The sequence below is a fragment of the Okeania sp. SIO3I5 genome, from assembly GCF_010672085.1.
Taxonomy (GTDB): domain Bacteria; phylum Cyanobacteriota; class Cyanobacteriia; order Cyanobacteriales; family Microcoleaceae; genus Trichodesmium.
In genome coordinates this window covers 1-4,425 of record NZ_JAAHHT010000418.1, presented here as the reverse complement: position 1 = coordinate 4,425, position 4,425 = coordinate 1, and the positions used below count along the sequence as shown (strand labels likewise).

The window sequence follows — 4,425 nt, the reverse complement described above, 5'->3', positions numbered from 1 at the left end:
GTGGAATTTGTGGCCGGGAGGTTGCAAAAATTGGCAGTAGAAACACAAGAGGCATTAAAGTTAGCAGCTTGTATAGGAAATAGATTTGAGTTACAGACATTAGCAGTGGTGTGTCAGAAACCAGAAGAAGATGTAGCAGCAGATATTTGGGGAGCATTGCAAGAAGGGTTGCTTCTTCCTATTAGTGAGACCTATAAGTTTTTCCAGGGTAGTAGTATAATCAAAGAACCTGAAACTTATGCTATAACTGTTAGTTATCGTTTCTTACATGACCGGGTTCAACAAGCTGCTTATTCTCTAATTCCTGAAAATCAAAAACAGCAAACTCACTTTCAAATAGGAAAACTATTATTAAAAAATATACCAGCAGCAGAACGAGAAGAAAATATTTTTGAAATAGTGAATCAGTTAAATTATGGCATCAGATTAATAGGGGAACAAAAAGACAAAGATGAATTAGCTCAATTAAATCTGATTGCTTGTCAGAAAGCTAAAAGTGCCACTGCTTATCAAGCAGCTAGTGAATATGCCAATATCGGTCTATCTTTACTGGGAGAAAATCCTTGGCAAAGACAATATGAAATGAGTTTAGCATTCCATGACTTAGCTGCTGAGTTAGCTTTTCTCTGTGGTGAGTTTAAGACAATGGAACACTATATTCAAAAAGTTATTGCACAGGCACATTCTTTGTTAGAGCAAGTCAATGTTTACAAAATCAAAATTCAATCAAGTGCTTCCCAGAATAAACTAACTGAAACTGTTGCCATTGCTCAACAATTCTTACAAAAGTTGAAAATATCATTTCCCGATGCACCTACACAAAAGTATATTGAAGAGGTTATTGCCGACATTGACAAACAGATTCAAAACCGAAACATTGAAGATTTGGTCGATTTGCCTCAGATGAGCGATCCCAAACAAATCGCCATTGTACAGATTCTTAACAGTATTCTACCAACTGTCTTCTTTTCTAATCCTTCTTTGTTTCCCTTACTGGTATGCACCTCTATTAAACTATCTATTCAATACGGAAATACGCCAGTTTCAGCTTATAGTTATTCGTGTTATGGTGTTATAGCTTGCACGATGTGGCAAAATGTTGAGACAGGGGTAAAATTTGGTCAGTTAGCACTTCAAGTTGTATCAAAAATGAATGCTAAAGCCGTTCTTCCAGATGTAGCAACTGCCCTAGGATCAATGATTTTGCACCGGAAATCCCATATTAAAGAAACGCGAGGAATCCTACAAGAAGGTTATCAAACCGCTCTAGAAATCGGAAATTTAGAGTTTGCTGGATATAATGCTCACATTTTTTGTATTAATTCTTTTTGGAGCAATCAGCATCTTCCCACCTTAAAACAGGAAACTTCCAGCTACTGCAATGCTCTAGCGGGATTCAATCAACTGACATCGGCAAATTACTGTCGAATTTATTGGCAATCTACTTTGAATTTGCTTAATGTTACAGAGCATCCTAGTAGATTGTCTGGAGAAGCACTTCAAGAAGTAGAGTTTGTGCCACAGCTACTCGAAGCAAATGACTTATATGGTCTGTATTTCTTCTATTTGTCTAAGCTAATGCTTTGCTACCTGTTTGGTGAAATTGAAGCAGCTCAAAATTATGTTGTCAAAATCAAACCATATTTCAAGGTTGGTAGTGGTTCTGTTGGTGAACCTGTATTTTATTTCTATGACTCTTTAACCGCTTTAGAAGTTTTCAATTTACCATCATCAGACAAATCAGAAATCTTCCAAAAAGTCGAACAAAACCAAGCACAACTGCAAGAATATTGGGCAAAATATGCTCCGATGAATCACCAACATAAGGTGGATTTAGTTGCAGCAGAAATTTCCCGAGTTAAGGGACAAAATTTAGAAGCAATGGAATTGTACGATCGCGCCATTGCAGGAGCTGTAGAAAATGAATATATCCAAGAAGAAGCGCTAGCTAACGAACTCGCAGCTAGATTTTACCTAGACTGTGGCAGAAACAGAGTTGCTGCTGACTATATGATTGATGCTTACTATTGCTACGCTCAATGGGGAGCAAAAGCCAAAACTGACCACCTAGAAAAAAAATATCCTCAACTCCTCACTCCCATCTTGGAAAAAAGAGAACATGATAACTCCTATAACAGTTTCACCTTTACTCAACCCTCAAATACACTAACTACAACAAATCCTTTCCTAGATCAAGCATCTGTCATCAAAGCCTCCAGAACGATCTCCGAAGAAATAGAACTTGATGCGTTGCTCTCTAAATTGATGCAAATCCTCATCGAAAATGCCGGAGCTAACAAAGCAGTTTTATTGTTAAATAACTCTGAGAATTGGGAAATCGTTGCTCAATGCAATAACAATAACAGTTGTCACCTATCTACTATTCCCTTAGCTCAAAGCAAAACCATACCCAGTAACATTATCAACATTGTCAAACGGACCCAAAAGACTGTCCTACTTAACAACCTTGAACAAGACAATACCTTCACTGGCGATCCTTACTTGATCAAACAACCACCTAAAAGTCTGCTCTGCACTCCCATTCTCAATCAAGGAAAACTTATTGGTATTCTCTACCTAGAAAACCATCTCACCACAGAAACCTTTACTTCAGAGCGCGTCGAAGTTCTCAACCTGCTTACCGCCCAAGCAGCAATCTCTATTGAAAACGCTAGACTTTACCAAAATCTAGAAGGTTATAGTCGTAACCTACAAGTTCAAGTTCAACAGAGAACCCAAGAACTCCAAGAGAACAACCAACACTTGCAACAAACCTTGCAACAATTGCAGCAGACTCAAGCTCAACTTATTCAAACCGAAAAAATGTCTTCTTTAGGTAAAATAGTAGCCGGAATTGCCCATGAAATTAATAATCCCATTACATTTATTTCCGGTAATATTATTTACGCTCGCGGATATTTCCAGGAGTTGCTAGAACTGCTGAACTTTTACCAAGATAACTCCTCCGCGTCCAGTGCTGCTATACAAGAGAAATCCCAAGAAATCGACCTAGAATTTATCTGTAAGGATTTAGACAAACTATTTTTATCCATGGAAACAGGAAGCGATCGCATTCGCCAAATTATTCTGGGTTTACGCAATTTCTCTCGTCTTGACGAATCCCAAAGAAAGCGGGTAGATATCCATGAAGGATTAGAAAATACCTTAATGATTTTGCAACATCGCCTTAGAGGTAATAGCTCTAGTCCTGATATTGCTATAGTTAAAAACTATGGTCAATTACCTTCTGTAAATTGCTACGCCAGTCAACTCAATCAAGTGTTTCTATATATTCTCACTAACGCCATTGATGCTTTAAATGCTTCTAAGGCCCGCCGGGATTGTCCGACAATTACTATCGCCAGTCAAATGCAGAACCAGGAGAGTATCAGGATTTCCATTGCTGACAATGGGCCAGGAATGAGTGAGACTGTTCAGCAACGTATTTTTGACCCCTTTTTCACTACTAAACCAGTTGGTCAAGGTACTGGACTGGGGTTGTCTATTAGTTACCAAATAGTTACCAAACAACATGGAGGCAAATTGCAGTGTATTTCTCAAGTGGAAAAAGGTACTAAGTTTATTATAGATATTCCAATAGACATCTCCAGAAAAGAGGGAACAGGGAACAGGGAACAGGGAACAGGGAGGAGTAATTCAGCGCTTTTGAGTTGAGCAGACCACAAAACTGCTGTAGGAGTAAGGAGTTGTAGGGGCGATTTCCTGCGGAATGCTCCGTAAACGCGAATCGCCCCTACAGGAGTAATGAGTGAGGAGTAATGAGTAATGAGTAATGAGTAATGAGTAATGAGTAATGAGTTAGGAGTAATGAGTTAGGAGTAATGAGTTAGGAGTAATGAGTTAGGAGTAATGAGTTAGGAGTAATGAGTTAGGAGTAATGAGTGAGGAGTAATGAGTTAGGAGTAATGAGTTAGGAGTAATGAGTTAGGAGTAATGAGTTAGGAGTAATGAGTTAGGAGTAATGAGTAATGAGTAATGAGTTAGGAGTAATGAGTTAGGAGTAATGAGTTAGGAGGTAGGAGGTAGGAGTAATGAGTTAGGAGTAATGAGTTAGGAGTAATGAGGTAGGAGTAATGAGTTAGGAGGTAGGAGGTAGGAGTAATGAGTTAGGAGGTAGGAGGTAGGAGTAATGAGTTAGGAGGTAGGAGGTAGGAGTAATGAGTTAGGAGGTAGGAGGTAGGAGTAATGAGTTAGGAGGTAGGGACGTTGCATAACAAAAATGCGAACGTCCGTTTCCCTTTAAACCTTTCTTTTCCTTATGCCTCCTGCCACCAAAGTATAGAACCCATTTGATATCTCTAGAAAAGAGGGAGTAGGGGAGTGGGGGAGTAGGCATTGTTCATTCATTGTCTGAGCTAGAATATTTACAACCCTACATTTTTTGAGTCCTGTACGGACTAAACT

General features: G+C 38.9%; 1 protein-coding gene. It reads left to right on the top strand.

The window, feature by feature from the left end; translation table 11 throughout:
• Positions 1-30 precede the first annotated feature (30 nt).
• Positions 31-3,675: a trifunctional serine/threonine-protein kinase/ATP-binding protein/sensor histidine kinase gene (locus tag F6K40_RS39005; protein ID WP_293145309.1), complete on the top strand. Its 3,645-nt coding sequence runs from the start codon at positions 31-33 to the stop codon at positions 3,673-3,675.
• The last annotated feature ends 750 nt before the right edge of the window (positions 3,676-4,425 follow it).